The sequence below is a fragment of the Bacillus safensis FO-36b genome (assembly GCF_000691165.1).
GTDB lineage: Bacteria > Bacillota > Bacilli > Bacillales > Bacillaceae > Bacillus > Bacillus safensis.
On the sequence record NZ_ASJD01000004.1, the window covers coordinates 271,202 to 297,478 of the forward strand.

Genomic DNA, 26,277 nt, shown 5'->3' on the forward strand with positions numbered 1-26,277 from the left:
TCATCCTGAACCCTCTTTCTCTCTCTATGAAGAAACAAAGATCAACAAGAGGTGATATATTTTTTACTTTATGCAGTCAGGTGCGCGAGGTGCGGTTCCAAACAAAAAAGCCGCATATGACATACGGCTTTTGTCGTAGCTATTTTGATTCAGGGAAGACACGTCTAACCGTTTCAGTAAATTCATCGAAAAATCCTGAAATCGGCTCTCCGCTTTTAATACGTTTTCCATAACCTTGCATACGATCGACAAAGTCTGGATTAGCAGATACATACACGTTGTCGATTTGTTGATCCGTTGATTTGACTTTGTCTGAAATTTTCTTTTTCAGATCGTCCGTCACATCACCGCTTTTATTGCCTTCAAGTACAACGGCAACAAATGCATTTTTTCCTGTGACAAGCACGTTTGCTGTCTTCACTTCAGACATATTGGCTACAAGCTCTGACGCCTTATCTGCCACTTTGACCTTCTGAGGTGTTTGAACATCTGGCTGATCCTGTCTCATGTTGTCATTTTTATATGTGACATTTTCATACTGCCTTTTCATTGTTCCTCTACGCTCATCGCCTTGGTTGTTCATTCCACACCCAGCGGTGATTAATGTTGGCACGAGCAGTAAAGATAGCATCCATTTCTTATTCATCAATTATTCCCTCCTTTTGCTCATAGGTTTTTCATCCAGCCGGCTTTTTATGCACATATCCTCTCTTTCCGCAAAATGAATTCATAATTCAGCTGTGATTGGTCATCCTAAACTTGATGAAAGATCATCACGATCAAATGGAGGGATTCGTTTGTTTAAAAAAAGAAAAGGTATGAGCACTGGCGCAATGATCGCAGTATCAACAGCAATCATTGCATTATTCTCCCCGGTTTTACGAAGAAGACTGAAAAGCATGACACAAATGAATATGTCTTCAATGATGAAAGGCGCAAACCATCAGCACCAAGATTCATCTCGTCATGAGTCCCGCTCACATAAGGAATCAAAAGGAACAGGTGAAGTTGGCCAAATGATCAAGCAGGCATTCACAGCTGTCCAGCCAAATCAAACGAACCAGCACCAATCACCATCAAGAACTCATCAGCCAAGAGAATCTTATGCGCAATCTCTTCACATTGATGAAAGTGTGATGAATGTGATGGATGATGAATCGATCCAGCAAGTCATCAATGACATCGAGCACAAATAATAAAACAGGAGCCTTCATAAAAAGAGGCTCCTGTTTATTCTCCTGAAAAATGTTCTTTGACCATAAGACAAAAGGAAGGTAGAAATGTGATTTCGATTGTTGTGATGAAGTCGTCACGATGCTCTAATATCAGCAACAGCTCCTTTTCTTCCTTCCGATCTTTTTTAATCTCTACATGCTGGACTGTTTTAAAATCATATATTCCTAAAACGGATTCGGTCTTTTTTCGAACGACCTTTAAGGTAAACTCCTGCATAGCAAGCGACATGTTCACAACAAATCGCTCCTCCTGATTCTCGAACCGAAACGTCAAATCTTGATATTCAACCGGCATTTCTTTTTCAAATCAGGCATCTGGCATTTTTTCAAAAAAAGAAAGCCAGTCCGTTTGATCTGGAAAGCGTTTTCCCCGCATTTTCTTCAATTCCTCATCATTAAAATTTTTATTAATTATCCTTTTTCCCCTTTTCTTTTGCAACAAATTTTAGTAATTTTAAAAAGGTGATTCTATTTTGCTAAGAGACCTCTTTATTAATTTAACAATTCTTGTCACTTTCCATTATTTATTTATGCTTGTGTTTAAAGAGAATTTTCTGAAGAAAGAAGATACCTTGCTCAGGCAAATATGCAAAGGCATGCTTTCTGGGTTACTCGGTGTCCTTTTAATGTTCTTCTCTATTAAAACAGGACCAGCGATCATCGATTTAAGACATATTCCCCTTATTTTAACGGCCTTTTATGGAGGCATCGCCCAAACAATGATTGCAGCTTTTTTTGTGATCATTGGCCGATTATTAATTGAAGCCAACATCGCTTCTTCCATCAATATTTTTTCCATGATGTTTATCGCAGCCTCTTCTTTTTTGATTGCAGAGCGTCATATGAATCATGTTGTGAAAATGCTGTTATCCATTACGATTGGTAATGTGGTTGCCACAAGCCTGTTCATCTTGATCGTGCATGAGACATCATTTCAGCTGCATTCTACATATTGGATTTTCTCATATATTGCTGGATTGTTTAACTTTTATGTCATTGAACATCAAACAAAAGCATATCAGCTGTTAAATTTATATAAATTCCAAGCTCATTATGACTTTTTAACAGGTGTTTTAAATAAACGGAAGTTCGATGAGGTATTAAGAGAAGCTTTTACTAAGAAGTTGAAGCAGCCTATCCATCAAATGTCCCTTATTTACCTAGACATCGATTACTTCAAAACCATCAATGATCAATATGGGCATCATGAGGGAGATATTGTTTTAAAAGAAATCGGTACAAGGCTGATTAAAAACACAAGAAGCTCTGATTATATTGGTCGGATTGGCGGTGAAGAATTCGCTGTCCTTCTACCAAATTGTACAATTGAAAAAACATGGCAGATTGCAGAACGCTTACGAAAAAAAATAGCCGATCAGCCGATTTATTTAAAAAATGGTATGTCCATTCACACTACGGTATCAATTGGATGTGCTTATTCTCATGGAACGAGTGCAGACATCAAGCAATTACCAATTATAGCTGACCAGGAGCTCTATAAAGCGAAGGAGTCTGGCCGAAATCAAGTGAGCTTTTCAGAGAGAAAAAAAGACCATTTAACATAGGCATTTTCCTCAATTTGTTAGCACTAATTATTTTTAAAAAAGTTTTCGTATAACAGTTGTTTTTTCCCGCAAACACTGGTAAAGTAAAGGTAATTATTTTTGTTCGTATCATCTTTAAGAAGAAAGTTTTGAAAGAGTTTTCGTCTTTGAAGTTTGTGTAAGAGCAAGAATAGTGAATTTAAGCGTTAAGATCGCTTTAGGAGGAAATTTCATGTTAGAAGGTAAAGTAAAATGGTTCAACTCTGAAAAAGGTTTCGGATTCATCGAAGTAGAAGGTCAAGACGATGTATTCGTTCACTTCTCTGCTATCCAAGGCGAAGGCTTCAAAACTTTAGAAGAAGGTCAATCAGTTTCTTTCGAAATCGTTGAAGGTAACCGTGGACCACAAGCTGCTAACGTTAACAAAGCGTAATTTAAGAGCATCTGCTCTTTTAGCACTTTATAGAGTGAAGGAAAACCGCCCGGCTTCTGCCGGCGGTTTTTTTGTGCCATAAAAAAAGAGAACCTGTTGAGAGGTTCTCTTTTTTATTTGTCCTTCTGCTTTAGCTTCTGCAAAGCAGAACGATACATATCATCATTCATTTTTGTCTCTGGTTCTTCTTCTTTGACAGGTGGTTCTGGCTGTTTAAACTTTTGAAGCGCCTGTCTATAGAAATCGTCGCCAGACGCAGCATCATCCGTTCGAGAAGGCTCTGACGCTTTTTTTTCAACTTCAGGCTCTACAGGTCTCGCCACAGCTTCTGGCTCGCTATGCGGCACGTCAGGCTGATTGGAGACATCTTCTTTGATCTCTTCCTTATCGGCTGATGCGTGTCTGACATTGAACGCTACTAATCCAATAATGACTAGAACAGCAGCTACTAATGCTACAATAATCGTCGCCAAAAGAACCCTCTCCTTATCGCTTAAATGATGCAGTGACTGATGCTACACGTCTTCCTAGTGCTTTTCCAAGTTCAATGCCTTCAGTCGAAATCAATTCATCTGAATCGATCGGACATGTCACACCAGCTCCATAGTAAGAGCCGTATAAAGCATTCTCTGGAACATTTCCAGGAAGGCCGACAACAAGCATTCCTTGGTGGAACATTGGTGTAATCAAATTATGCATTGTCATTTCTAAACCGCCGTGTGTTGTAGCAGTTGTACAGAAAACAGCACCGACTTTATCGATTAGTTTTCCTTCTGCCCATAAGTAGCCGAGACGGTCAATCCATGTCTTTAACCCAGAACTAATGGTACCAAAGTGACCAGGGCAGCCCCAAATGATCGCATCCATTTGATCGAGTTTGCGAATGTCTGCATCTTTCACGTGATCAATGAATACTTCAGCTTGCTCTGTTTCACCTGCGCCTGCTGCAATCGCTTCTGCAAGTGCTTTTGTATGGTCACCTTCACTATCGTATACAACATAAATTTTCATGTACGGTCCCTCCACACTTATCTTGCATCTTGGTTAGCTTCCTTAGGTGCCGGAAGCAGTGATATTTCTTGTTTCTTATGCTGCTGTTCTTTTCGCTTTTTATCCTTACGAACATCTCGCAGGAACAAGCTGAGAATGACACCAGCGGCACAGAATAATGTCACCCACATGTAAGCATCGTTGATGCCCATCACGTTTGAATCAACCTGTGCTTTTGTAAAGAGCTGGGTAGATACATATTTTTGAGCAGCTTCTGCTGTCATGCCCATATGATGCATCACATTCGATACAGCCGCCTGGAATGAATTCATAAAGAACGGGTCCGCAGTATTTGTTTGATCCGCCATATTGGAATAATGGAATGTCGTCCGATTCGTATAAATCGTTGTGATCAAACTCGTACCAATGGAACCACTAATTTGTCTTAATGTATTAGACATCGCTGTACCATGGCTGTTTAAGTGCTGCGGTAATTGGTTCATCCCTGCTGTCATAACCGGCATCATCAAGAGTGACATACCAAATGCGCGTACTGCATACATGAGCACAATGTGACTATAGGAAGTATCAATGGTCAGCCTCGTAAACTCATACGTCGTGACAACGGTAATGAGCATCCCCACAATGGCAAGCGGACGAGGTCCAAATTTATCAAACAAGATCCCTGAAATCGGGGACATAATGAGCATCGCGAGTGCCCCTGGAAGCATTAATAGCCCAGATTGCAATGCCGTAAACCCAACGAGGTTTTGCAGATAAATCGGAAGTAAGAACATCCCCGTATATAAAGCAACCGTAATAATGATGTTAATGACACTTGATAATGAGAAAATGCTGTATTTAAATACGCGGAAATCAAGCATCGGATTATCAACTTTCAACTGTTGGAAAATAAAGAGAATGATCGCAATCGCACCAATAATAATCGTAGATAAGACGATCGGATCTGTCCAACCATCACTTCCTGCTTCACTCACACCGTATAGAAGGGAAGCAAAACCGACGATTGAAAGAATCGCACCAAGACTGTCCAGCTTGATTTTTTTAGGCTCTACAATATTTTTAAACATAAAGAAAGCCGCGATAATGACAATCGCACCGATTGGCACAAGTCCATAAAACATAATACGCCAAGAATAATGTTCAATAATGTAACCAGATAATGTTGGTCCTACTGCAGGAGCAAACATCATCGCAAGACCAAAAATCCCCATTCCTTTCCCTCTGTTTTCCGGAGGGAAAATAAAAAGGATTGTTGTCATAACGAGCGGCTGTAAGATACCGCCGCCGACAGCCTGAATCAAACGGCCAATAAGCATCGTTGAAAAGTTTGGCGCAATGCCGCAAATAAATGTACCTAGTGTAAACGAGATCATAGCCACTAGGAATAAGCTGCGCTGTCCAAAACGTGTGATTAAAAACGCAGACAACGGAATCAGCACACCGTTGACAAGCATGTAGCCTGTTGTCAGCCACTGAATCGTCGTTGCACTCACATTAAATTCTGTCATTAAATGGGGCATAGCTACGTTCAAAAGCGTTTGGTTTAAAATCGCTACGAACAAACCGGCCATTAAAATGATCAGTAAAGACAAGGAGCCTGTTCCCTGTTTTGTCGTTGCAGGTTGATTTGCCATCTCAGACAACCTCCTTTCATATTTTGATATCAATCATCATTAAGATGAAATTTTGACAGAAGCATTCATACCTGGAAGCACTTTGTCTGATGGATTTTTAATTGAAATTTTCACTGCTACTTTTTGCGTTACTTTTGTATAGTTTCCACTTGAATTAGTTGCTGGCAGCATATTGAATGTTGAGTTTGTCGCATAACCAATTTGTTCAACAGTTCCTTCAAATGTTGTATCAGGATCTCCATCTACAACGATGTCGACTTTGTCGCCTTTTTCAATGTTTTTAATATCTGTTTCCTTAATATTTGCTGTGATGTAAAGCTTGCTTAAATCAATTGTTTCACCAAGAACTGTACCAGGCTGCACTTGTTGATTGTTTTGTACTTCTTTTTTGACTAATGTGCCATCAGCCACTGCTTTAATGTTTGTTTTTGTTTGTCCTTCAACTTTTGCAACTGTGCTGTCTTTTTCCACTTCGTCACCTTCGTTGATATCCCAGCCTTTGATTTGTCCAGCTGCTGGTGCTGTAATTTGATACATGTCACCTGTCACTTTTGCCTCATCTGTTTTGACAAAGTTTGTGCTTTCATAGTAGTAATAAGCACCTCCGGCAATAATGGCAAGAATCACAATAAGGCCAATAATGTTCGTTAGCAATAAACGCCCTCTGTTCATGTTTTGTTTCTCCTTTCATGTATAAAAATATAGTGTCATCTGCTTTAGCAAACTTAGAATGCCCATCATCTGACAGAATATGAAACAAGCTCAACACTCTGTCCTTTTCCCTTCTTCTACTCCCGCCCCTATCATGGTGTGCAGCCCATTTATACTTATTGTTCACTTATGAGCAAAGAGCAGAAAAAGAAGAAAAGACGATCGGCATCTTTTTTGAAAAACTTATATTTAACAAGATTAAATATTAATAAATGAAAATTGAAATGTCAAAGAGAAAGTTTTACTTTTTTTTTGGCGATCCTTTCCTTCTCCACACAAAAAACCTTTCAGCCCTTATGCTGAAAGGTTTTTTCAAATGTGCTCGTTATGAATGAACTTCTTCCTGCTGAAAAAATTTTTTTAGTGCGAGAAAAACGTCTGATTTTTGCTTCAAAATATAATGCTTAAATTTCTCATCCTGAATGTGTTTATATGCTGACATTAACGTAGAATGCCGGTTATATTGATTGACTTCACCATAGCAGAATAAATTGGCTTTTTTCATGATCTCAGAAACAAGTTTCACACACCGGGCGTTGTCTGAGGTCAAATTGTCACCATCAGAAAAATGAAAAGGATAAATATTATATCGCGACGGCGGGTATCGTTCGTCTATGAGCTCTAGTGCCTTTCGATAGACAGACGAGCAAATGGTCCCCCCGCTCTCACCCCGTGAGAAGAAATGTTCTTCGTCTACCACCTTCGCCTCTGTATGGTGGGCAATAAATTCAATATCGACCGTCTCATACTTTGTCCGTAAGAAACGTGTCATCCAAAAGAAAAAACTTCTCGCCATATATTTTTCCCAAAGCCCCATACTTCCGCTCGTATCCATCATCGCCAAAACGACAGCTTTCGACTCTGGTTTGGTCACTTCATTCCACGTTTTATACTTGATATCCTCTGGGTAAATCGGATAAAAGGAAGGACTGCCTGTCATCGCATTTCGTTTAAATGCCGACAGCATCGTTCGTTTTTTGTGGATATTTCCTGTTAACCCGGTTTTGCGAATATCGTTAAACTCAATTTGTTCAACAATGATGTCGTCAAGCTCCTTTTGCTTGAGGTTTGGCAGCTCCAGTTCACGAAACAGTGCTTCCTCGAGATCCATTAATGAGACTTCTGCTTCGTAATAATCCTCACCAGCTTGATCTCCAGCACCCTGCCCCTTTCCTTGACCCTGCTTGCTGTCTGAGCCGTCACGCGCAACAACATCGCCAACCTCGCTGTCTCCATCGCCTTGACCCACATGTTTATTTTTGTCGTAGTTATACCGAATTTTATATTCATCTAATGAACGGATCGGAATTTTCACAACATCTTTTCCATTCGACATGATGATGCTTTCTTCTGTAACAAGATCCGGCAAATTATTTTTAATCGCCTCTTTGACTTTTTTCTGATGACGCTGCTGGTCGTCATAGCCTTTTCGATGGAGGGACCAGTCTTCCTGAGACACAATAAACTGACTTTTTTCTTGCCGGGACATCCATCCCCCTCCTCACCTATTTGCACAATTCTTCTAGCCATCGATTCCTTTATCCTATGCTGCTCGTCATCCAAGTTGACGATCATTTCTAAAAAAGACATTACCGGTGCTGATGCGCCAATAATGCCTCCTTCATTTATTATCGATTCAGAAGACTGCCTACATATTTTAAAAGTTCATTTGCACTTGTTGAATTATAGCCATGCTCATCAATTAATCTAGCCACTACTTCATTGACCTTCTTCAGCTGCTGTTCATCCGGTGTCTTCGTCGATGTCGTGATTTTCACCACATCTTTTAGATCAGCAAACAGCTTCTTCTGAATGGCCTCCCGCAATCTCTCATGTGAATTATAATCAAAGCGTTTTCCCTTTCTCGCATAAGCCGAGATACGAATCAGAATTTCTTCTCTAAATGCCTTTTTGGCGTTTTCAGAAATACCAATCTGCTCCTCAATTGAACGCATGAGCTTTTCATCAGGATTCATTTCTTCACCCGTTAACGGATCACGCAGCTTGTTTTTATTGCAGTATGCCTCGACATTATCTAAGTAATTATCCATCAGCGTTTTCGCAGACTCCTCATAGGAATACACAAAGGCCTTTTGCACTTCCTTCTTCGCAATATCATCATACTCTTTTCGCGCGACTGAAATGAAATTCAAATAACGCTCCCGATCCTCGCTGGAGATAGACGGATGCTGATCGAGCCCTTCTTTTAAGGAGCGAAGGACATCCAGTGCATTGATCGATTCCATATTCTTTCGAATGATGGTAGATGAAATTCGGTTAATCACATACCGCGGATCAATTCCGCTCATCCCTTCGTCATGAAATTCCTTTTTCATCTCATCAATGTCGACTGATTGGAAGCCTTCGACACTTTCTCCGTCATACAGACGCATTTTTTTCACCAAATCAATATCAGAACGCTTCGGCTCTTTCAGTCTCGTCAAAATGGAGAACATTGCTGCTACCTTCAGCGTATGCGGGGCAATATGCACATCTGAGACATCACTTTCTGAAATCATTTTATGATAAATGCGTTCTTCTTCTGTGACCTTTAAGTTATAAGGAATTGGCATCACAATAATTCTTGAATGGAGCGCCTCGTTCTTTTTATTTGAAATAAACGACCGGTACTCGGTTTCATTCGTATGGGCGACGATCAATTCATCTGCACTAATTAAGGCGAATCTTCCTGCCTTAAAATTTCCTTCCTGCGTTAATGACAGAAGGTGCCAGAGAAATTTCTCATCACACTTTAACATCTCCTGAAACTCCATCATCCCTCGGTTTGCTTTATTGAGTTCTCCATCAAAGCGGTAGGCGCGGGGATCTGACTCTGATCCAAATTCAGCAATGGTTGAAAAATCGATGCTTCCTGTTAAATCGGCAATGTCCTGAGATTTCGGATCAGACGGACTAAAGGTACCAATGCCGGTCCGTTTATCTTCAGAGAAAAAGATCCGCTCGACCCTTACATCCTCAATTCTGCCGCCATATTCCTCTTCTAGTCTCATCATGTTCAGAGGCGACAAATTCCCCTGCACACGAATCCCATATTCTCTATAGAAATCCTCCCGCAGATTTTGCGGAATGAGATGAAGCGGATCTTCATGCATAGGGCAGCCTTTGATCGCATAGACTGCGCCATGATCTGTGAGTGAATATTCTTCAAGTCCTCTTTTCAATCTAGTGACAAGCGTCGATTTTCCCCCGCTTACTGGTCCCATCAGTAATAAAATACGCTTCCTGACATCCAGCCGCTTTGCAGCAGGGTGAAAATATTCCTCCACTAATCTTTCGAGTGATTCCTCTAACCCAAACAGCTCCTGATCAAAAAATTTGTAGGTTCTGACCCCATTCTCCTCTTCAATCCCGCTGTCTTTAATCATATGATAAACGCGAGAATGAGCAGATTGAGCGACAAGTGGATTTTCCTTAATAATGTCTAAATAATCGCTGAATGTGCCTTCCCATTTCAGACGCTGCTCTTCTTCTCTGTGCTGTTCGATTTTCTTTAAAATATCCATATGAACCTCCTCTTTCAAGATTGAAGCTAGAAATCAGATACTGTTTTACAATCTATGCGGAGGCGTCCTCTTACATGCTTTCGTTCTTCAAAATGACGAATTGGCAAACTGAATTGACAACCATCCGCAAGACCCTTCATAATAAAGGAAAAATAGGAGAAAAATGATTTTCTTCTCCTGCTTTTCAAGGTGAACTTCACATCATATGAAACAGGCAGCGAACGGAACAAAGGGATAAGGGGGAGCTTATATGAGAACGGTCATTATGATGGGCGTCATCATTACGTTTTTAGTATCCATTTTCACTGCTGGCTACGAAGGCAAGCCTGGTAAATGAAAAAAAGGATGTTCCATTTGCGGAACATCCTTTTTCATTTAGTTCGTTGTTTTCAGCACTTGCATATTCACTGTATTCCCTGACACCTGCACCTTCGTAAAGTCTTGCGTATCGACCACAGGTGTAACGGCACGATTATCCAATGTGATGTCAGTAAAACGAGTAGAGAAATTCGCCCGAATGTCTTTTCGATAAATATCGTCAGTTACTGCTACCGTCGACAGTAGTTTCCACTTGGTCACAGAGCCAATGTTTGAGTTTTGAATTTCTGTAATAATGCGGCCGGTATAACCAACATTATTTGTGCCCCAGAACGTCGCTCTTGTATGCCCATTCAAATTTTTATAAATCGTCATTTGAACAGTACTTCCAGGTTTAAATCCCTTTGTATACGTGAAGTCATCTTTTCCTTCGATATATGTCTCTTGATTATTTGCTCCTACTTTCATCGTAGGTTTCCACACATTATAGGTTGAACTGTATTGAAGACCAATATCCGCTTCCTTTGAACCTGTGAATCCAGAATAAATATAAGCTGTACCATTTGACACACTCATTGTGGAAGGGAGTTGAATTTTTGTGACCAATATGGATCCGTTACTATTGATATAAGTACGCCCGCCAATCCCTTTTGATAACTGCGCTGCTTCTATCTCCTGCGTCTGAGAGAGTCCTGGAATACTGACTGGAAGCGTCCCCATTAAAATTGCTGAGCTAATGGCACTAGTGATCAGTAGCTTTTTCATCTCATTATTCCTCCTAATGGATTCATCATTTTTTGAAAACGTGATCACAATCTATCATACTACCTATTTTTTAACATGTTAAAAAAAGTATAATTAAGTCATATTTTTCATCTTTCTGTTTCTTAACTCACATAAAAAAGCCGAGATCAGTATCTCGGCTTTTAATCATGATCTTATATGAGATCGCGATATTGCTGCTGGCGAAGTGCCTCATATACAAGAATGGCTGCCGTATTCGACAGATTCAAAGAACGAACATGCTCTGTCATCGGTAAACGAAGACAACGGTCCATATTTTGTTCAATCAAATCTTTTGGCAATCCACTTGTCTCTCTTCCAAACACAAAGAAATAGTCTTCATCCAGCTGAGAGTAATCAAATGTTGTATGCGGCTTTTGGCCAAATTTTGTGATATAGAAAAATTGCCCCTTCGGATGTGCCTCAAATAATTCATCAAGTGAATCATGATAGACCACATTGGCATATTTCCAATAATCGAGTCCTGCACGCTTCAGCATTTTGTCATCTGTCGAAAAACCAAGCGGACGAATCAGATGAAGGGTTGTATTTGTTGCTGCACATGTACGCGCAATATTTCCAGTATTAGCTGGAATCTCTGGTTGATATAAAACGACATGAAGTCCCAAAAAAGTTCACCTCTAATTTTCATTTCCGCTCAACATTATACCACTAACTATCCTTCGCGGCATCGTCCAAAATGTGAAAAAACATATATCGAATAGCAGGTGTATAGGCTGTCGAATCCTCGTATGACCAATAACGCATGCGGGAGTCATACGTCTGTGCATTCACAAGAGGCATTCCGCCTTTGTCATGATCAACGACAATGGTTGTATGATTATACCTTCCATCACCTTCAAAATCGTAGCAAATGACATCACCAATTTGAAGCTCGTGGGCTTCTTTGAGTTTCTTTGCTCTCAAACCCGCTTTCGAATTCGCTAAATAATTTTTCATCGAATGAGCCACCGTCCAGCTATAGCTCCACGTATGCGGACGCACCCACCAGCCAGACCCGCGGTTCGGATACCCTCTCGTTGGCGCGTTCCCTGCTTTCAAACATTGTGAAATAAAATTTGTACAGTTATCTTCAAAGTTTTTATAGGCTGGATTCCGTTTATTCCAATATGTCTCCGCATACTTCACGGCTGCCCGCCGGTCATAATGAAAGGCTCTCCCGAATTGTTCTTCGATCTGAAAGCGCTCATCCATATGCTCTTCGCTTTGCCGCTCTTCTAACATCATCCGATCTTTAACAAGCATGTTGTTATAAAGAAACGCTTCTCTTTTTTCCACCTGTTCCTCTAAATAAAAAGAATCGTCTACATCCTTACATACATATGTGAGATGAGCAAGGTACTGCACATGCTGAGCGCCATCATCTTGAATGGCTGAATCGAGAAGTTTTGTTTTTGCTTTCGCCTTCACAATCTCAACCTGTCTTCTAGCAAAAAGCTCTTTTTTCCGCTCTACTGCTTCCACATCAGACATAAGCTGCGGCTGTTTGATTGCACGGTCATTGATTAAATACGCCAGCCTGTCTTCTAAAGTTTTCTCTAATAATTGTTTCACACAAACACCACCAAACATTTTTTAAAAACTTTGTTTGGTTCATTCTATGTTCACAGGGATGTTATTTAGTATTTAAAGGTGTCTGTAAAAGCTCAATCCCTTTCACAATCTCCTCTTTCGCTTCTTCATCACTTTCCCGCTCAAGGGCCTTTTCCAATTCTGGGAGCTGCTGATCATCGCCAATTTTGCCAATTGCCCAAGCAGCCGTTCCCCGAATGACCGGTCTTGGATCCTTGTGCATCAACTCAATTAACACTGGTAAGGCAGATGTATCTTTAAAATGAGCGAGTGCCAAAATTGCATTCCGCTGAATGGGCTTTTTCCCCCGCCATGAACCTGAAACATGACCGTATTTTTCCTTAAACTCACGATTGCTGATTGTCAGAAGCGGCTTTAACAGCGGCTTCGCAATTTCAGGGTCCGGCTCCATTTCAGGATGCAGATGAAAGTCTTTTCCTTTATTGATCGGGCAGACAGTTTGACATGTATCACACCCGTACAATCGATTCCCTATTTTCGAACGAAATTCGTCAGGTAAAAACCCTTTTGTCTGCGTTAAAAATGAAATGCACCGCTGAGAATTCAGCTGCCCTGGATTCACAAGCGCACCCGTTGGACACGAATCCACACATTTATTACAAGTTCCGCACTGGTCTTCAATTTTCTCATCCGGTTCAAACGGAACATTTGTGATCATTTCAGCCAAATACACATAAGATCCAAACTCTGGCGTGATAATCATACAGTTCTTTGCACTAAAACCAATGCCAGCACGTTCTGCTACAGCACGATCAGATAATTCTCCTGTATCCACCATTGATTTTGTCCGTATATCGACATGTTTGCTTCGCAGAAATTCTTCGAGCATATCAAGCTTTTTTTTCAGCACAACATGATAATCTGTTCCCCATGAAGCCCGGCAAAAAATCCCCCGTCTCGCATCCTTTGTACTTCGAGGAGCATCTTTCATTTTGGAAGGATACGCGAGCGCTATCGCAACAATTGATTTGGCCTTCGGAAGCAGCAAAGAAGGGTTTGTCCTTTTTTCAATATCAGGCTCTTCAAAACCTGACAAATACCCTAACGATTCATGTAAGATGAGGCGGTCCTTTAATGAATCAAATGTATCGGCACTTGCAAATCGAATTTTATCGACACCAATTTCTTTCGCATATTGAATCAATTCTTCTTTTAATTCTCCAACATGAATCACCTTGCAAACCTCCTTTCTTTGTTTCTTCTGTTGTTTTCAGTATAATACGAGTGTATCATGACCGATTGGAGTGAGTCACTGTGAAGATACATATGGAAATTTCTCATCCTCAAAACCCGTCTATCCATGTTGGGCAGATTGAATATTCACATATTGAAGTGGGTACATCACCTCAAATGTTAAAAGGCCGCTTACGCTTGTTTCAAGAATCTTTATTTTTTGAATACGAAGATAAAGTCTTAGAAGAAGTACCAGCCATCAAAGAATGGACGGATCTTTTAAAAGACGTTCCTTTCCTTCCACTTCTTTCTAACATCCAAAAGGAACAATTTATTGACTCGACCAATTCCGTACAGGATTTGTCGATATTTTTCTCACTAAAATATTTCTTACCTATCCTGACATTAGATGCCGATCGCATCAAAGGACCGCTTTCACTGGCAAAACATGAGGCTGGTGACATCGAATGGCAGGACAACGCAGGACTGAATGGATTATTTTCTCAAACAAGTAAAGCACAAATTTCTCAAGACACAAAGAACATTCTTCAAATCATCCTTTTCCCGCCATCTATTTCCCGGGAAAAGAGTGAAGCTCTTATTCAATCCTTGACGAAGATGTTTGTACAAATACATGGCGGAGAAAGCAAATATGAACTCATTGAAAAAGCACTGTAGCCTGACAGTGCTTTTTCACATTATACTGACATAATAAAAAACGCAACACTTCGTTTATCTAAGAAACGAAATACTGCGTTATAAACAAAATTATGTATTGGAGCGGGTGATGAGAATCGAACTCACGACATCAGCTTGGAAGGCTGAGGTTTTACCACTAAACTACACCCGCATCAATCTTTTAAAAGCGACGTCATCGCGTTGACTTTTATTATGTTACAACTTTCTTAACAATTCGTCAAGAGAATATGAAAATTTTTCGTCAAAAAACTTCATATTCTCCGTATATATTACGATAGTTATTTATCTAGCTGGATATAAAATAAGTATGCATGTGACTTATTCTTCAGTGCTTGCTTTGGATTCTCCTCAATCTCTTCAAATATTATTGAACCCCCGTCTTTCCCCATCGCCGCTGTATACGCAATCAGTGCCTTTCCTCCGGAAGCAACTTTGACAGTTTCAGATTGTGCAGAAAATACATAGTCACTTACTTTGAACGGGAAGCTTGATGTCGCTTTCGTCATCCCATCATTCTTTTTATTTGACCAAATACTAAATTGTGATTCATATGTATCTTTCTCATGATGTAATTGAAGAAGTACATTCACCGTTTGGTCGGTTCCATCCTGGTGTAAAGAAAAGGTAGCAGATGATGCTTCCTTATTCACTAATCGTCCATTTTTGTAATGACTCCCGATAAACGTAATACTCTTATTCTTCTTCGTTAATCCTTTCAGTGTCAGAGCCACCTTTTCATTAGCCGTTGCTGCTTCTAGTAAGTTTTTTTCTTTTTTTGAGAGTTTCATTTGTTCGATGGTTACTTGGTTTTTAGTGGCAGGCTCTGTTTTTATGGTCGAAACCGTCTTCTCGGTTGTCGTGGTTACTTCGGCCTTCTCGCCGCATCCAGCTAATAGAAAAACAGTGAAGATAAGAATGCTCCATTTTTTAAACATTGTGATCCCCTTTGATGTTTTTTATTTCCTATTATACTAAAAAAAGGTTAGGAGAATTCTCCTAACCTTTTGCTTTTTTCTGTTTCATGGCTGATAGGAATGCCACAATGAGAAAACTCACAGCAAAAATCACCATCATATAAATAAAAAAGTTTGGCTTGATCTGAAAAGTAAATGCGGACGAGCCTTCCATTTCAAAAGCGAGACTGTTAAATAATAAAGCATCATTCGTTTTTGATTGAAATAAATGATAGAACAGTACACCGATTGTCAGCATCGGAAAGCCTAAGAATCCGAGAAAACTACCGACTATCGCGCCTTGTTTCATCGCCTGTACGTTCATGATCGTTGTCCTCCCATTCCCCCAAGCAATAGCTGCTTCATAATGGACTTACCATCCCCCATAAACGGAAGAAGATAGAGTAATTGAATAAAATACGTGATTGAAAAAATGAAAAATCCTGTCGAAACCGGGTTTTCTTTTAGAAATAAAATGGTCACGATGATGCCTGCTGCGCCAATCACACCGGGAACAAGCGGGCCAAGCAGCGTAATCCATACCTGCTTTTTCTGAAATGGATCTAATACGGGCCTTACAAACTTCACTGACATCATGTCACTCGCAAAAAAGCCTTGAGGCCCATCCCGCCCTGCAAATTTTCGATGCGCATAGCCATGTGCCGCCTCATGTAAGGCGGTTCCGGTAATTAACCCGAAATAAATAATCGTAAAATAAATCGCAATGGCTGCAATCGACGGATCAGGAATGAATAAAAAAGCGATCCCTGCCATGACCATGAAAAGCATCCAGAAAAAGATGATTTTACGTGTCACCATGAGCAAAGCCGTCCCAAAAATGTGAAGGAACGAGTGACCAGTACAATCAAATCGTTCCTTCATTTTGACTTGATACTGCTTGAAAAATTGACAGCAGGCTGTCACAATCCGATATGGTGAATGATAATGAATAGACAGCAAGTGATGCTGATTCAATCCCATCATCAGCTGATAAAAGTCACGAGCAATCACCGACTCATCGACCTGAAACAAATCGGCGAGCTCTGCGGTAATACTCGCTTCAGTTCTTTTACCGTCCACTTTCGTTAACATATGATAGGCACTTTCATTGATCGGGAGTGTGCTTCCATACTGCGTATCCGTGAGATGCCTCTTTTGTAAGGTCACATACGGCGCTAGTGCCGGTACCCGCTCAATCTTTAGCTTATTGTTAAGAAGTTGAATCATGTGAATACCTCCATGAAAAACCTTTGTATATGGCAAAGATGAGCAGACCCTCAAATGCAGCCATAAGCAGCCACTGAAGCGCTTGACTAGACGCCCCTATGACATAGTTCCCAATAAAAACAATCGGAATCATGAGTAAAATAAGCGCTCCAAATGAAAAAATACCTGTATAGGGATTGTTTCGATCAAGAGGAAGTAAGATACCCACCACATAAAAGAGCGCAGTGGCATTGCATAAGACAGCAGCACCAATCAATGCGTGCCAAATCTGATCAGGAAGCGTCAGCGTTGTCAGCATGAATAAAACAATTTGCAGTACACCTACGAGCAGAAGGCCGATAAATTTATATAAAGCCACTTCCCAAGATCTCAGACCAAATGTTTTATACATGCCCAGCATTCGTTTATCATTGCCAAACGAATTGAAGGCTGTTAAACCAGCAAGAGCGCATAGAACAAAAAATGCTTCATCTTCAAAGCGGAATCCAAACTGATAACGGACGAATAAGATCACAATGAGGAGAATAAGAAAGTTTAAAATGTTTTCTTCATTTCGCACCTGTGACTTCATTTCCTTCACAATAAGCGACCACTTCTTTGAAGAAGAGAACGGCAGCTTGTGTAAAAAGGTTAGCGCTTTTTTCTCTGCCATAATCGGCATCATCGCAAGAGAAAGAAATGCCCCGCCTGCCGATAAGAGGATGAACAGAATCAAAATGGCATAATTTACCCCTTCAGGAGGCATTCCTTGTGCCGCTAGGAAAAACGGTGCTGTCAAATACATCAAATGATAATCAAACTGAATATATGATTGCTGAATTTGACTAATATCAAAATGCGTCAATCCATACGCTACGACCAGTGCCAATAAAACAAATATCGCTGCAAATTTTTGCAACGGTAATTTTAATTTCAAAACGAGTAAATAAGTGATATTGTAAATAAACTGGAGCAGCATTAAGACAAAAAGCGACTGCAAAAGCACCATCAAAAAGAAAGTGAAGATAAAAAAAATACCAATTCCCTGGGCAATAAAATTAGGTAAAAGCAGAATGCCGATAAAAAATAAAACAAGCCCTGCCACCACTGTCACCATCGGAATGAAGTATCCAAAACTTTTCTGAAAGGTAGAGAGCGGGAACCAGCTGAGCTGCATAGAAAACCGGTCTTGTTCAGGTGTTCTGACCTTGATCAAAACGAATAACAAGCTTGTAAATATAGAAGCATTGATCGCCATTGACACGACGAGTAATCCAAGTGAACGTTCATCTCCATTTAAGAAAGCCTTCATAAAGACACCTGTAAAGCTGTATCCGATAATGGCTCCCATTGTGACGGCAAACAAAAAGAATAAGACCACAATGATCCGCTTCGTTTGAGTATCAAAGAGCTTATACATCTCCTGCTGCCACATTTTAAGCATCATTTTAGAAATGATTAATGATTTCATCAAAATGTGCACCCCTATCACTTAACATTGAAGCTTTCAGAAACACCTGTTCCAGTGTGCTTGATTGATACTTCTCCTTTAAGGCTGAGACCGTTCCTTCATCCATTTTATTTCCTTTAGAAATAATGGCGATTTTGTGGCACAGCTCTTCAGCTGAAAGCATATCATGCGTTGAAAGCAAGATCGCACCATGGTGCTCGGCATACCGCTTCATCAGTTTCTTTGTGTTTATAACCGCTTCAATATCAAGTCCTCTAAAGGGCTCATCCATGATCACCAATTGACTATCAAGCATAAATGCAGCAATCAGCTGTGTCTTTTTTTTCATCCCATGTGAATAGGTTTCGATCGGTCTTGATAAAGCCGAGTCCATATCAAACAGTTCAATTAGTTGATTTCTTCTGTGAATTGTTTTACATTCATACATAGAAGAAACAAAATCTAAATATTCAGCACCAGTCAATGCTTCAGGGAGCAGCAGGTCATCTGGAACATAGGCTACTTGTTTTTTAAAGGATGGTTCATCATTTGTGACGTCCTGCAAGTGAACCCTTCCTTCTGTATGCTTAATAATGCCGAGTATACAGTTAATCATCGTTGTTTTACCCGAACCATTCGGTCCAGCAACAGCAACGATTTGATGAGGGTCGATCTTTAAATGAAAATCATTGACAGCAGTCACGTTATTTTTATACGTCTTGGTTAAATTCTCGATCGTAAACATATAACCTCCAAGTGTCTGCATATTCTTTAAAACAGATCAGGCTAAACCGCCCGCCACAGACGGTTTAGCCCTGGTGTCTTATCTAAGAAGCAAAAAGATGAATCCTAAGTATAGCTACTTACATTCAATTTTGACTTTTAAGCCACTTTCCCACTGAACGGCTCCTGTAAAGCTACCCTTGCCGTTTGCGATACACCAAACTGCTGCTCCTAGAACGACTGTTGCTCCCAATCCAAGAAGGACAGCAACAAATACTAAGAACCAAGCTTGGTCCATAATAGCAGGTTCCATAGTGGAATAGTCAACTTGCGGCGCTGCATAAGTCATACTTTTCACCTCCCAGCTTATGATGATCGTATCATAGGCGTCACACGCCAAACATCTACAGAACATCCCATTTTTGACCGAACATACATTTGATTAAAATGTGACTTTTTATTCAATTATTCACTTTCATCTGTTTAAACCCTCTCTTATTTACTAGATTTTGACACCCCATAAGAACCACAAAACCCATTTAATGTCATTTGCGCCATCTTTTTTCTTCTTTTTTTCAAATAGTCCATATTTATCATCTATCATATTTATTCTTTCCTTTTTGTGAGATAGAAAGAATTCCCCCGAGATATCAGATATAAAAGTCCTGATTATATGTCGCAATAATGCCAATTATGAAATATTTACTGATCATTCCGATAAAAGAGTGAGCACATTTTCCTTCTTCTCTTGACTCTAAAAATATGTATATACAAGAAAATCGATTGGGAAAAAAGCCCTTACCTTGTTCAGCACTACACAACAAATGACTCGCCTATTCTATGAAAAAAAGCAAAGCAGCCATGTCAGACTGCTTTGCTTTTTCAAATTTATGAGGAACTAGCAGCAGAGGCTGCATCTGGAAAATGATTGTTCCCAATGATTTCACCGGCTGGCACAGAGAGTCCTGTATCCCCGGATCTCTTAAATGGAAGGAGCGGGAAAACAAGCTCTGCTAAATAATAAGCTTCTTCTAGGTGCGGGTATCCAGAAAATATAAATGTATCAATGCCTAGAGACTGGTATTCTATGATACGATCTGCTACTGTTTGCGGATCTCCGACGAGTGCTGTTCCTGCACCGCCGCGTACTAAACCAATGCCTGCCCAAAGATTTGGGCTGATTTCAAGTTTGTCTTTCCTCCCTTGGTGCAATTCCACCATTCGTCTTTGACCTACTGAGTCCATCCCCTGTAACACTTTTTGCGCTTCATCAATGGTTTTTTGATCTAAATGACGAATCAGATGTTCCGCTGCCTGCCATGCCTCCTCTTCGGTATCTCTCACAATCACATGAAGACGAATGCCAAACTTCACCGTTCTTCCTTCCTTTTCAGCCTGCTTCTTCACTTGTGTAATTTTCTCTTTCACTTGTGCAGGCGGTTCGCCCCAAGTTAAATAAACATCTGTATGCTTGGCGGCTGCTTGAATTCCTGCTGCTGATGATCCGCCAAAAAAGACTGGTGGATGGGGGGTTTGAGCTGGTGGGAATAACAGGCGGCCATTTTCTGCTTGTAGATGTTTGCCATGAAATTGTACATTTTCTCCTTTCAATAACCGCTTCCAAATCGTCAAAAACTCTTCTGTTGCCTCATAGCGTTCATCATGAGAAATGAACAGCCCATCTCCTTCAAGCTCCTCTTTACTTCCCCCTGCTACCACATTAATCAGCAGTCTCCCGCCTGAAAGACGATCTAATGTAGACGTCATTCTAGCAGCAACAGACGGCTGCATCAGCCCTGGTCTAAGAGCCACGAGAAACTTTAAATGAGTGGTTTCCGCAGCTAAAGCAGCTGCCGTCAGCCATGGATCTTCACAGGATCTCCCAGTAGGCAGCAAGACCCCTGTATAACCAAGCTGATCAGCTGCTTGAGCAATCTGTTTAAAATATGGATAGTCTGCCTGTCTTGCCCCTTTTGCTGATCCTAAATAACGGCCGTCTCCATGCATTGGAATAAACCATAAAATATTCATAACATCGCCCCCTTTTATTATTCACCTTGATAACTAGTGCGCCACTTGAGCAGACGCTTTTCTAACAGACGTACAAATGAATCTGTCAGCTTACCTACTACTGCAAAGATGATAATTCCTACAAACACTTTATCCGTTTGAGAGAATTGCCTTGCATCCATAATCATATAGCCGACCCCGCTGCTTGAACCCATCAACTCAGCTACCACTAAACCAAGCCAAGCAATTCCTAATGACAGTCTCACGCCCAGAAGAATATGAGGAAGAGCAGCCGGTAAAATCAGCTTTGTGATGCTTTGATACACATTAAACTCTAAGGCGCGAGCCACATCAAACAGCTTATTATCTACACTGCGAATACCTAGAAACGTATTAATATAAATCGGAAAAAAAGCCCCAAGTGCAATCAATAAAATTTTCGCTGTTTCATCAAAACCAAACCAGAGGATGAATAAAGGAGTGACCGCTAAATGTGGAACGGTTCTCAGCATTTGCAAGGTCGGATCTACATAATGCTCTGTTTTTTTAGAAAACCCTACGCATACGCCCAGCAAAAGACCTAAGCCTCCCCCTAGCAAAAATCCACATATCGCTCGATAAAGGCTGATGTATAGATGGCCAAACAGTTCACCAGAACGAATCAACTCTCGAAAGGATTCTGCAATCAAGACAGGCGAAGGCAAGACAGTGGAAGAAACGATTTGAGAACCAGCTATGATCTGCCAAACCGCAATAAGTAGAACAGGTAATACCAGTCCCTTTAACTTATATAAAGAAGAAGCTTTTCTCCTTTTTTTCTTTGCCCGCTCGATTTTAGATGCTAAAGCCGGATTCGATACAGCTTTCATTCATCCATCTCCTCTTTCAGCATTTTTTCAATAAACGAATTATCTACAACCTGATTAACATCAATTTTCCGCTGGATCGCCTTTGTTTTGTATTGAAAATCAGCGGTATGCTGCTGAGCATTGATGATCTTCTTCGAAATGGGCTTATTGAGTGGTTCCGTATTGTTTAATACTTGTGTGACGACCTTCTTATCTAAATTTTTTAAACGCGCATATAGAGTAGCAGCCTCTTCTGGATGTGCTTTTTGCCACTTCACTGCATGGTCATATACCTTTAAGAATTTCACTACTAGTTCAGGATGCTGATCAGCAAACTGAGTTCGAACAAGGGTGAAACCTGGAGAATATAAATCGGTCGCTTCCCCATTCACCAGCAGCTTTGCTCCTTTCTTTATCGTTTCAAGTGATAAGAACGGCTCCCAGATCGACCAAGCATCAACGGACCCATTTTCAAATGCTGATATCGCTTCATCTGGCTGAAGCTGAATGATCTGAACATCCTTCGCAGATAAACCTGCCTGATCTAATACTTTGTATAAAAAGTCAAAGCCGCTGCTACCTTTAGCGACAGCAATTTTTTTCCCTTGTAAGTCTTCTACTTTTTGAATCTCACTGTTCTTATTCACTAAAATACCGTTCGCTTTCAGCCCATCCTGAGATAAACCAATTTCCTTAAAATCAATACCAGCTGCCTGACCTGCTATAACAGGTGAGTTTCCAACTTGCGTGAAATCTAATTGATTTGCAGCAAGTCCTTCAAATTGGGGAGGTCCACTTTGAAACTCCACCCACTTTACCTTCACTCCTTCTTTTTCAAATGATTGTTCAAACCACCCCTTTTCCTTTGCTAAAAGCAGCGGGCTCAAACTTTGCTGAATTCCAATCCTAATTTCTTTCACCTTGTTTTCCGAGCCGTCTGCTGCTTGATCACACCCTGCTAAAACAAGCAGCAGACTCAAAAAGATAACGATCATTTGTTTCTTTTTCATGCGATTTCCCCTCCCTAAATCCCTAAGCCATCGGTTAGTAACAATTCATCTGTTTTCTCAAATTCTGAAAGCACCTTTTGTCTTAAGCTTTGAAAAGCGGTTGACGTTCTATCACGCGGAAAAGGCAGGTTCACAGGAAGAATCTTATGGATTCGGCCAGGTCTCGCTTGCATTAGCACAATTTCATTTCCTAAATAAATCGATTCATCAATATCATGAGTTACGAGCATCATCGTTGTTTTTTTCTCCTGCCAAATGTCCAGCAGCACATCCTGCAAGTGCTTTCGTGTGAATGCATCCAGCGCACCAAATGGTTCATCAAGCAATAAGATCTCCGGATCACGAAGGAGTGCTCTCGCAATGGCAACCCGTTGTGACATTCCTCCTGAAAGCTCATGTGGATAAGCATGTTCAAATCCTTTTAATCGAACAATTTCAATCAATTCATCCACTTTGCGGCGTACATCCTGTTGTTTTAAATTGAAATTGGCCGCTATGTTTTCTTCAACCGTCAGCCATGGAAACAGGCGGTGTTCCTGAAAGATAAAGCCCTGTTTCATTCCTGGTTCTGTGATCCGTCTGCCTCCTATCAAAATTTGCCCATCATACGCTGTGTCGAGGCCGCTTATGATCTTTAGCAATGTACTTTTCCCACATCCGCTCGGACCTATCACTGTCACAAATTCACCGGGAATAATGCTCAATCTTAAGTCTTCAAGTACCCGAATGGTCTGTTTGTCTTTCCAAAAGGATTTATCCACAATATCAATTGAAATCGTCATTGAAACCTCCACTCCTCTTACGATCAGATAAATACACAGAAAGGCCCTTATCCCAAAAAAGAGATAAGAGCCTTCGCGTTGTCCGATCAGCTAATCATATTGATTTGTTAGCACCATCCTAAATCATATTAATCCCATAAATCAACTCAAATTTATAAAATGGTTATTTTGTCCTTGTATGCTTTTCATCAATCCGATCGTAAATCGCTTCTATTCGTTCCTTGTTACTGTAAATCTCATATTTGTTCCGCTCAATCAAGATATCGAGTGTCAGATCCATATGTTTTCTGTATTTTTTTCGTTTTTTCTTTTTTTCCATCTTCTTCATCCTTTCTCATTCAAATAAAAAAAGGCTCTTCACTCATATTTGAGTGATAGAGCCTTCGGTTGACCGATCAGCCATTCTTGTTCGTGTTTTCAGTATGCTCATGTTAATACACACTATTCCTACCTGTCAACTATATTTATTGTTTTTTCAGATTTATCTAAAAAATGATTGACCGAGCAGGGAACAAGATTTATAGTCTTATTAAATATTTCTTATCAAAACAGTTGGTTTTATCTAACAAAAGGAGGATACACACATGTCAGAAGAACGTCCATTTCGTTTAGAAACAAAAGCCATTCACGCAGGTCAGGAGCTTGATTCAGCGACCTATTCAAGAGCCGTGCCTATTTACCAAACGAGCTCATTTGGTTTTAGAGACAGTGAGCATGCAGCGAATTTATTTGGTCTTCAGGAACCGGGAAATATTTATTCACGTATTATGAACCCTACAAATGACGTATTTGAAAAGCGTATCGCTGAGCTTGAAGGTGGAATTGGTGCACTTGCTGTTTCTTCTGGACAAGCAGCGACGACTTATTCTATTTTAAACATCGCAGGAGCCGGAGATGAAATCGTTTCCTCAAGCAGTCTTTATGGCGGCACCTACAATTTATTTGCCCATACACTCAAAAAACTCGGAATTACTGTAAAATTTGTCGATTCATCCAACCTTGAAGAACTCGAAGCAGCGATCACTGACAAAACAAAGGCAGTTTATGCAGAGAGCATTGGGAATCCAAAAGGCGACATTTTACATATTGAAGCCATCTCAGCCATTGCACACAAGCATCATATCCCGCTTATTGTTGACAATACACTCGCCAGCCCTTATTTATTAAGACCTATTGAATTCGGTGCAGACATTGTCGTCCACTCAGCGACGAAATTTATTGGCGGCCATGGTACATCAATTGGCGGCGTCATCGTTGATAGCGGCCGATTCCCTTGGGCTGACAGCGATAAGTTTAAAGGGCTGACTGAACCAGATCCAAGCTATCACGGGCTGACCTATACAGAAGCAATTGGAGAAGCGGCTTATATCACAAAAGCACGAGTACAGCTATTACGTGATTTAGGGGCAGCTCTGTCGCCATTCAACTCATTTTTACTTCTGCAAGGCTTAGAAACATTACACCTTCGTCTTGAGCGGCATAGTGAAAATGCATTGAAAACAGCACAATTCTTACAGGATCACCCTCTTGTCAATTGGGTAAGCTATCCAGGTCTTGAAAGTCACGAATCATATGAGCTTGCTCAAACCTATTTACCAAAAGGACAAGGCGCGATCCTCACATTCGGTATTAAAGGTGGACGCGAAGCAGGTAAAAAGCTCATTGATTCTGTCCAGCTTTTCTCCCATCTCGCAAACGTGGGTGATTCTAAATCCCTCATCATTCACCCTGCCAGCACAACGCATCAGCAATTAAGCGAGGCAGAACAAAAAGCGACAGGTGTCACACCAGAGCTCATTCGTTTATCTGTTGGAACAGAAGCGATTGAAGATATTCTTGCAGATCTTGAACAGGCGATGACAAAAAGTCAGTCTGAATGACATAGAAAAAAGCACACGGCTGTGTGCTTTTTTATTGTTTATTAATGATTGAGTAATCGAATGTCTTGGAAAGGATAAAATACAAATGAGGTAGTTCCTTGAATATCACGCTTTGTAAAAAGACCTAAGCCGTTGCGGCTGTCCATGGAATTTTGACGGTTGTCCCCCATGACAAAGTACTTTCCTTTTGGAACAGTCAAAGGGCCAAAATCAGGTGTCAGCAAGGTGCCATCTGCAGCTGCTTTCTTTTTGTTTGACGCTAAGTAAGGCTCCGCCACTTTTTTTCCATTAACATATAGCTGATCATTTTTCATTTCAATTTTATCACCAGGTAAACCAATCAATCGTTTGACATAATGGGTGCTGCGGTCTTCCCCATCAAGAACAATGATCTGTCCCCGTTTATAATCACCGAAATAATCAACTGTTTTATTCACAAACACCCGCTCTGTATCATGCAATGTCGGATACATGGAAGATCCTTTGACAATGTATGGCGCGAATAAAAAGTTGCGAATGATAAAAACAGCTATAAATGCGATTAAAATGGCTTTGATCCAGCTCCATAATTCTGATTTCTTTTTTTGTGTTTTTGTATTTGTTGTCATAAGCTCCTCCTGAATTCCCCAAGGACGAAATGTGTGTCACCAGCTGCCAGCCGGCGTCACGCTTGTTTCTCCCTAAATATAAACATATTTTGCCAACAAATCAAGCGAAGAGAGAGAAAAAGGCA

General features: G+C 40.5%; 29 protein-coding genes and 1 tRNA gene. 5 read left to right on the plus strand and 25 right to left on the minus strand.

Going from position 1 to position 26,277, the window contains the following annotated elements; genetic code table 11:
• Positions 1 to 139: 139 nt before the first annotated feature.
• Positions 140 to 646, minus strand: coding sequence for a YhcN/YlaJ family sporulation lipoprotein (locus tag BA81_RS11765; protein ID WP_034282294.1), 507 nt, complete (start codon positions 644 to 646; stop codon positions 140 to 142).
• 151 nt (positions 647 to 797) lie between these two features.
• Between BA81_RS11765 and BA81_RS11770 the strand changes: the two genes are divergently transcribed.
• Complete coding sequence (locus tag BA81_RS11770) at positions 798 to 1,196, plus strand: hypothetical protein (RefSeq protein WP_024426613.1); 399 nt, start codon at positions 798 to 800, stop codon at positions 1,194 to 1,196.
• Between the two features lie 34 nt (positions 1,197 to 1,230).
• On the opposite strand, the gene BA81_RS19920 is transcribed toward BA81_RS11770, so the two are convergent.
• On the minus strand, positions 1,231 to 1,470 hold the full coding sequence (locus BA81_RS19920; protein WP_227001710.1) for a hypothetical protein: 240 nt from the start codon (positions 1,468 to 1,470) through the stop codon (positions 1,231 to 1,233).
• Positions 1,471 to 1,708: 238 nt separating this feature from the next.
• On the opposite strand from BA81_RS19920, the gene BA81_RS11780 reads away from it, so the two are divergent.
• Both BA81_RS11780 and cspB read left to right on the plus strand, forming a co-directional pair.
• On the plus strand, positions 1,709 to 2,800 hold the full coding sequence (locus tag BA81_RS11780) for a GGDEF domain-containing protein (protein WP_034282296.1): 1,092 nt from the start codon (positions 1,709 to 1,711) through the stop codon (positions 2,798 to 2,800).
• Positions 2,801 to 3,011: 211 nt separating this feature from the next.
• Entirely contained in the window at positions 3,012 to 3,212 is a 201-nt protein-coding gene (cspB, locus tag BA81_RS11785; protein ID WP_008349061.1) for a cold shock-like protein CspB, read from the plus strand.
• Between the two features lie 113 nt (positions 3,213 to 3,325).
• On the opposite strand, the gene BA81_RS11790 is transcribed toward cspB, so the two are convergent.
• From BA81_RS11790 to queG, 10 genes are all read right to left on the minus strand, one after another.
• Positions 3,326 to 3,685: a hypothetical protein gene (locus tag BA81_RS11790; protein WP_034282297.1), complete on the minus strand. Its 360-nt coding sequence runs from the start codon at positions 3,683 to 3,685 to the stop codon at positions 3,326 to 3,328.
• A gap of 13 nt (positions 3,686 to 3,698) precedes the next feature.
• Complete coding sequence (locus BA81_RS11795) at positions 3,699 to 4,223, minus strand: NAD(P)H-dependent oxidoreductase (RefSeq protein ID WP_024425322.1); 525 nt, start codon at positions 4,221 to 4,223, stop codon at positions 3,699 to 3,701.
• Between the two features lie 17 nt (positions 4,224 to 4,240).
• Entirely contained in the window at positions 4,241 to 5,860 is a 1,620-nt protein-coding gene (locus BA81_RS11800; RefSeq protein WP_034282298.1) for a DHA2 family efflux MFS transporter permease subunit, read from the minus strand.
• Positions 5,861 to 5,899: 39 nt separating this feature from the next.
• Positions 5,900 to 6,532 carry a biotin/lipoyl-containing protein gene (locus BA81_RS11805; RefSeq protein WP_024425324.1) on the minus strand — a complete coding sequence of 211 codons (633 nt, stop codon included), beginning with the start codon at positions 6,530 to 6,532 and terminating at the stop codon, positions 5,900 to 5,902.
• Positions 6,533 to 6,896: 364 nt separating this feature from the next.
• A complete protein-coding gene (yhbH, locus tag BA81_RS11810) occupies positions 6,897 to 8,060 on the minus strand; it encodes a sporulation protein YhbH (protein WP_034282299.1) in 1,164 nt (387 codons plus the stop codon).
• Positions 8,061 to 8,199: 139 nt separating this feature from the next.
• Entirely contained in the window at positions 8,200 to 10,095 is a 1,896-nt protein-coding gene (locus BA81_RS11815) for a PrkA family serine protein kinase (protein WP_024425326.1), read from the minus strand.
• A 375-nt stretch (positions 10,096 to 10,470) separates the two neighbouring features.
• Positions 10,471 to 11,178: a YrpD family protein gene (locus BA81_RS11820; RefSeq protein WP_034282300.1), complete on the minus strand. Its 708-nt coding sequence runs from the start codon at positions 11,176 to 11,178 to the stop codon at positions 10,471 to 10,473.
• 173 nt (positions 11,179 to 11,351) lie between these two features.
• Positions 11,352 to 11,825, minus strand: a complete 474-nt coding sequence (gene trmL, locus BA81_RS11825) for a tRNA (uridine(34)/cytosine(34)/5-carboxymethylaminomethyluridine(34)-2'-O)-methyltransferase TrmL (protein WP_034282301.1) — start codon at positions 11,823 to 11,825, stop codon at positions 11,352 to 11,354.
• A 43-nt stretch (positions 11,826 to 11,868) separates the two neighbouring features.
• Positions 11,869 to 12,771 carry an amidase domain-containing protein gene (locus BA81_RS11830; RefSeq protein WP_024427418.1) on the minus strand — a complete coding sequence of 301 codons (903 nt, stop codon included), beginning with the start codon at positions 12,769 to 12,771 and terminating at the stop codon, positions 11,869 to 11,871.
• 61 nt (positions 12,772 to 12,832) lie between these two features.
• Positions 12,833 to 13,981, minus strand: coding sequence for a tRNA epoxyqueuosine(34) reductase QueG (queG, locus tag BA81_RS11835; RefSeq protein WP_024427417.1), 1,149 nt, complete (start codon positions 13,979 to 13,981; stop codon positions 12,833 to 12,835).
• Between the two features lie 83 nt (positions 13,982 to 14,064).
• Between queG and BA81_RS11840 the strand changes: the two genes are divergently transcribed.
• Positions 14,065 to 14,661 (plus strand): hypothetical protein, encoded by a 597-nt coding sequence (locus tag BA81_RS11840; protein ID WP_227001709.1) that lies wholly within the window; start codon positions 14,065 to 14,067, stop codon positions 14,659 to 14,661.
• 98 nt (positions 14,662 to 14,759) lie between these two features.
• Here BA81_RS11840 and BA81_RS11845 read toward each other — a convergent pair.
• From BA81_RS11845 to BA81_RS11900, 12 genes are all read right to left on the minus strand, one after another.
• Positions 14,760 to 14,833, minus strand: a tRNA-Gly gene (locus BA81_RS11845).
• Positions 14,834 to 14,960: 127 nt separating this feature from the next.
• Complete coding sequence (locus tag BA81_RS11850; RefSeq protein ID WP_034282302.1) at positions 14,961 to 15,617, minus strand: hypothetical protein; 657 nt, start codon at positions 15,615 to 15,617, stop codon at positions 14,961 to 14,963.
• Between the two features lie 61 nt (positions 15,618 to 15,678).
• Complete coding sequence (locus BA81_RS11855; RefSeq protein WP_024425332.1) at positions 15,679 to 15,960, minus strand: hypothetical protein; 282 nt, start codon at positions 15,958 to 15,960, stop codon at positions 15,679 to 15,681.
• Positions 15,957 to 16,862 carry a PqqD family protein gene (locus BA81_RS11860; protein WP_034282303.1) on the minus strand — a complete coding sequence of 302 codons (906 nt, stop codon included), beginning with the start codon at positions 16,860 to 16,862 and terminating at the stop codon, positions 15,957 to 15,959. Before BA81_RS11860 ends, BA81_RS11855 begins: the two co-directional genes overlap by 4 nt.
• Entirely contained in the window at positions 16,846 to 18,312 is a 1,467-nt protein-coding gene (locus BA81_RS11865; RefSeq protein ID WP_034282304.1) for a hypothetical protein, read from the minus strand. The genes BA81_RS11860 and BA81_RS11865 overlap by 17 nt, the downstream gene beginning before the upstream one ends.
• Entirely contained in the window at positions 18,290 to 19,036 is a 747-nt protein-coding gene (locus BA81_RS11870) for an ABC transporter ATP-binding protein (protein WP_024427412.1), read from the minus strand. The genes BA81_RS11865 and BA81_RS11870 overlap by 23 nt, the downstream gene beginning before the upstream one ends.
• A 114-nt stretch (positions 19,037 to 19,150) precedes the next feature.
• A complete protein-coding gene (locus BA81_RS11875; RefSeq protein WP_024425336.1) occupies positions 19,151 to 19,363 on the minus strand; it encodes a hypothetical protein in 213 nt (70 codons plus the stop codon).
• Positions 19,364 to 19,902: 539 nt separating this feature from the next.
• A complete protein-coding gene (ssuD, locus tag BA81_RS11880; protein WP_034282305.1) occupies positions 19,903 to 21,045 on the minus strand; it encodes an FMNH2-dependent alkanesulfonate monooxygenase in 1,143 nt (380 codons plus the stop codon).
• A 17-nt stretch (positions 21,046 to 21,062) separates the two neighbouring features.
• Entirely contained in the window at positions 21,063 to 21,893 is an 831-nt protein-coding gene (locus BA81_RS11885) for an ABC transporter permease (protein ID WP_034282306.1), read from the minus strand.
• Positions 21,890 to 22,867, minus strand: a complete 978-nt coding sequence (locus BA81_RS11890) for an aliphatic sulfonate ABC transporter substrate-binding protein (RefSeq protein ID WP_411859208.1) — start codon at positions 22,865 to 22,867, stop codon at positions 21,890 to 21,892. The genes BA81_RS11885 and BA81_RS11890 overlap by 4 nt, the downstream gene beginning before the upstream one ends.
• 29 nt (positions 22,868 to 22,896) lie before the next feature.
• Positions 22,897 to 23,664 carry an ABC transporter ATP-binding protein gene (locus BA81_RS11895; protein ID WP_024427408.1) on the minus strand — a complete coding sequence of 256 codons (768 nt, stop codon included), beginning with the start codon at positions 23,662 to 23,664 and terminating at the stop codon, positions 22,897 to 22,899.
• 163 nt (positions 23,665 to 23,827) lie between these two features.
• Positions 23,828 to 23,983 (minus strand): FbpB family small basic protein, encoded by a 156-nt coding sequence (locus tag BA81_RS11900; RefSeq protein WP_029707817.1) that lies wholly within the window; start codon positions 23,981 to 23,983, stop codon positions 23,828 to 23,830.
• A 265-nt stretch (positions 23,984 to 24,248) separates the two neighbouring features.
• On the opposite strand from BA81_RS11900, the gene BA81_RS11905 reads away from it, so the two are divergent.
• Positions 24,249 to 25,544 (plus strand): homocysteine synthase, encoded by a 1,296-nt coding sequence (locus BA81_RS11905; RefSeq protein WP_034282308.1) that lies wholly within the window; start codon positions 24,249 to 24,251, stop codon positions 25,542 to 25,544.
• A gap of 41 nt (positions 25,545 to 25,585) precedes the next feature.
• Here the strand turns inward: BA81_RS11905 and lepB are convergent, their stop codons facing one another.
• A complete protein-coding gene (lepB, locus tag BA81_RS11910) occupies positions 25,586 to 26,152 on the minus strand; it encodes a signal peptidase I (RefSeq protein ID WP_034282309.1) in 567 nt (188 codons plus the stop codon).
• Positions 26,153 to 26,277 lie beyond the last annotated feature (125 nt).

Bases quoted from the DNA above. Each gene is read 5' to 3' on its own strand.
- BA81_RS11855 (WP_024425332.1), bottom strand. From the start codon at position 15,960: ATGAACGTACAGGCGATGAAACAAGGCGCGATAGTCGGTAGTTTTCTC.
- BA81_RS11800 (WP_034282298.1), bottom strand. From the start codon at position 5,860: ATGGCAAATCAACCTGCAACGACAAAACAGGGAACAGGCTCCTTGTCT.
- BA81_RS11870 (WP_024427412.1), bottom strand. From the start codon at position 19,036: ATGTTTACGATCGAGAATTTAACCAAGACGTATAAAAATAACGTGACT.
- BA81_RS11850 (WP_034282302.1), bottom strand. From the start codon at position 15,617: ATGTTTAAAAAATGGAGCATTCTTATCTTCACTGTTTTTCTATTAGCT.
- BA81_RS11765 (WP_034282294.1), bottom strand. From the start codon at position 646: ATGAATAAGAAATGGATGCTATCTTTACTGCTCGTGCCAACATTAATC.
- BA81_RS11895 (WP_024427408.1), bottom strand. From the start codon at position 23,664: ATGACGATTTCAATTGATATTGTGGATAAATCCTTTTGGAAAGACAAA.
- BA81_RS11795 (WP_024425322.1), bottom strand. From the start codon at position 4,223: ATGAAAATTTATGTTGTATACGATAGTGAAGGTGACCATACAAAAGCA.
- BA81_RS11885 (WP_034282306.1), bottom strand. From the start codon at position 21,893: ATGAAAGCTGTATCGAATCCGGCTTTAGCATCTAAAATCGAGCGGGCA.
- cspB (WP_008349061.1), top strand. From the start codon at position 3,012: ATGTTAGAAGGTAAAGTAAAATGGTTCAACTCTGAAAAAGGTTTCGGA.
- BA81_RS11900 (WP_029707817.1), bottom strand. From the start codon at position 23,983: ATGGAAAAAAAGAAAAAACGAAAAAAATACAGAAAACATATGGATCTG.
- lepB (WP_034282309.1), bottom strand. From the start codon at position 26,152: ATGACAACAAATACAAAAACACAAAAAAAGAAATCAGAATTATGGAGC.
- ssuD (WP_034282305.1), bottom strand. From the start codon at position 21,045: ATGAATATTTTATGGTTTATTCCAATGCATGGAGACGGCCGTTATTTA.
- BA81_RS11905 (WP_034282308.1), top strand. From the start codon at position 24,249: ATGTCAGAAGAACGTCCATTTCGTTTAGAAACAAAAGCCATTCACGCA.
- BA81_RS11875 (WP_024425336.1), bottom strand. From the start codon at position 19,363: ATGACTTATGCAGCGCCGCAAGTTGACTATTCCACTATGGAACCTGCT.
- BA81_RS11860 (WP_034282303.1), bottom strand. From the start codon at position 16,862: ATGATTCAACTTCTTAACAATAAGCTAAAGATTGAGCGGGTACCGGCA.
- BA81_RS11820 (WP_034282300.1), bottom strand. From the start codon at position 11,178: ATGAAAAAGCTACTGATCACTAGTGCCATTAGCTCAGCAATTTTAATG.
- yhbH (WP_034282299.1), bottom strand. From the start codon at position 8,060: ATGTCCCGGCAAGAAAAAAGTCAGTTTATTGTGTCTCAGGAAGACTGG.
- BA81_RS11815 (WP_024425326.1), bottom strand. From the start codon at position 10,095: ATGGATATTTTAAAGAAAATCGAACAGCACAGAGAAGAAGAGCAGCGT.
- BA81_RS11805 (WP_024425324.1), bottom strand. From the start codon at position 6,532: ATGAACAGAGGGCGTTTATTGCTAACGAACATTATTGGCCTTATTGTG.
- BA81_RS11865 (WP_034282304.1), bottom strand. From the start codon at position 18,312: ATGAAATCATTAATCATTTCTAAAATGATGCTTAAAATGTGGCAGCAG.
- BA81_RS11890 (WP_411859208.1), bottom strand. From the start codon at position 22,867: ATGATCGTTATCTTTTTGAGTCTGCTGCTTGTTTTAGCAGGGTGTGAT.